The sequence below is a fragment of the Ruegeria sp. BHSB056 genome (assembly GCF_059613305.1).
Genome location: NZ_JBXWSG010000172.1, coordinates 1 through 2,181 on the forward strand (window position 1 = coordinate 1; position 2,181 = coordinate 2,181).

The following is a 2,181-nucleotide window of genomic DNA, read 5'->3' on the forward strand; positions in this document are numbered from 1 at the left end:
GGCTTGCACATATTTCCTCGTAACATACCAAACAGGTGATCGCGTTACGGGAGCAGGGATCGAACTTAATGTCCCGGGGCAGATTTGGCGTCATGCCGTAGCCACCATAACCGCACTTTTGATCCCTATTTCTGCGTGGCTGTATTTTTTGACTAAAGGATGCCCCATACCTCGTGGACAGCTTATTTTCTTGTCGATTGCAGCAATTACTTCAAGTTCCATGGCGGTACTTCTGCATATCCCGAATTTTCGCAACGAGTACAAATTTGTGATGGTTGCAGCAATATGCGGCCTACCTTTTGTAGCTTTGTTCCTCGAGCGTCTTTGCCAACAGTCTAGAGTACCATGGACCGGAGCAATACTTCTTCTTGTAATCATCGTCGGCGGGGGCATGTCCGTCTACCCAAGGATGAAAACTGATCAAGCACCTTTTGAGATTAGTTTCTCAAACTTAGATCAAAAACTGTCGGACCCCGCAGGACTGGGCGATGCCCTGAATGTCATACGAGAAGAAACAGAACGCGGTACGCCGACTTTAGTTGGGCAAACAGAGCTGCATGTCACGCCCTTCACACGACGTCCAGTGTATGTCCTTTACAATGAAGATGCTCAGCTAACCGGACTGGGCATGAGGAACGGATACCTTCTGTATGATGTCAAAGGCTTTGATCCTGCCTTACTAGAATCCAGACAAAACCGCCTAAACACCTTTCTTAACACTGGGTCAGTTGAGGCAAGGGAGCAAGCCTACCGCTCAATTCGCAATGAGCTAGGTAAACCTTTGGTGGTTTTGTCGGACAGAACAAGGCAGTTCTCGTTATCGTCGTGGATGACAAATCGTGGCGCAGAACTTCTACACGAAGGCGTTCGTTATTCGGTCTGGTATCTCAAATAACAAACCCCGGTTCACATACTTCCTCCCGATTGCATCTGGATACCCTTACCCAGTGTTTCGCGCGCGAAACATCAGGTACTGCGTGCGTGTAGCCAGGTTTTCAGTTCCATAAGAAATTCTTCAGACATCCCTTGGCCGGACAGGGTGACTTGTGAACCGTTTCGACTCTGTTTCAAGTGAATGTCACCGAATGTCTCTTTCGAGGCCGTCTCGGGAGCGGGCGATTTTGCATCCCTTGATGACAGGCTGTTTGCCGCGCGGGTCAGAGCCGATATCTCAGTTTCCGATGTCTCGGGCGCGGCCCCTTGCAAGGCTTTGGCGATCAAAGCAGCCGCTTTCGACTCCTCCTTCAAAACCTTCGCAATCGACAATCCCAACCGCTCGGGAATGGCCGACGCGAACCGCAGGTGATCGTCCAGCGCGTGATAGATCGCGATGAAGGACCCGATCTTGGATCGTTTGGCTCGGCTGGCTGAGGCAAACAGCCCGCGCAGGGCGGCGGCTTCGTCCGGGTAAACCCCCTGCTCTGCCGCGCGTGCCACGATCCGGGCGCGCTCATAATAGCTCAGCCCGACGCGGATCTCATTTTCCTCGACCATGGCCACGTAAGCGTCAGATGCACTCTGTGGTTGCCTGAGAAAGGCACGCACGGTTTCAAAGCGGGCCTCGCCCATGTCCTGCGCCAAGGCCCGCAGCGCTGTCATCCGACGCCAGCCAGAGATCAGCCCATAACGCCCTTCCGGCAGCTCCACGACCTCAATCGGGGTTTGCTGACCGCGCGCTTTCAGGCTTTCCTTCAACGCCTCCATATCCGCGTCATCAGCCGCCAGCCGGTCGCGCACCAGATAGGTTTCCTCGATTGAATCCAGCGGCAGGTCCTGCACCAGCCGCCCCTCGGCGCGGGCCGCGCGCAATTCTCCGGACAGCTCCTCCAGTGCCGCCTGAGCCGCCGTGGCTCCGGCCACCTGTGCAACCGGAGGTGCAGCGCGGGGCGTACCCGCAGGGAACATGGGGTTCAACCCGGGGGCAGGGCGGGTGTCTTCCAGATAATCCGGCCGGGCAGGGGTCAGTCGTTTGCGTTTTGCCATCACATTCTCCTTTTCCAGCGCGGATCAGACCCTGTTTCGGGCGCCACTGATGTGTTTCGCGCGCGAAACATGATCACCTTAGCGCCAGTTCCGGCGTCCCCGCCGCTTCGGCCTGCTGGGCCAGTTCCTCGCCCCGCCAGACGCCAATCAGCAGCTTCTTGAACGAGGCATAGGTGGCATCGAAGGTTTCCCGCCCGC

Annotated in this window: 2 protein-coding genes; one reads left to right on the forward strand and one right to left on the reverse strand. The window is 56.0% G+C overall.

The window, feature by feature from the left end; translation table 11 throughout:
- Positions 1–895 (forward strand): hypothetical protein (locus tag AC2FND_RS20035; RefSeq protein WP_496771457.1); only part of this gene is annotated, 895 nt, incomplete at its 5' end.
- Positions 896–966: 71 nt separating this feature from the next.
- Here the strand turns inward: AC2FND_RS20035 and AC2FND_RS20040 are convergent.
- Entirely contained in the window at positions 967–1,983 is a 1,017-nt protein-coding gene (locus AC2FND_RS20040; RefSeq protein WP_496771458.1) for a ParB/RepB/Spo0J family partition protein, read from the reverse strand.
- Positions 1,984–2,181 lie beyond the last annotated feature (198 nt).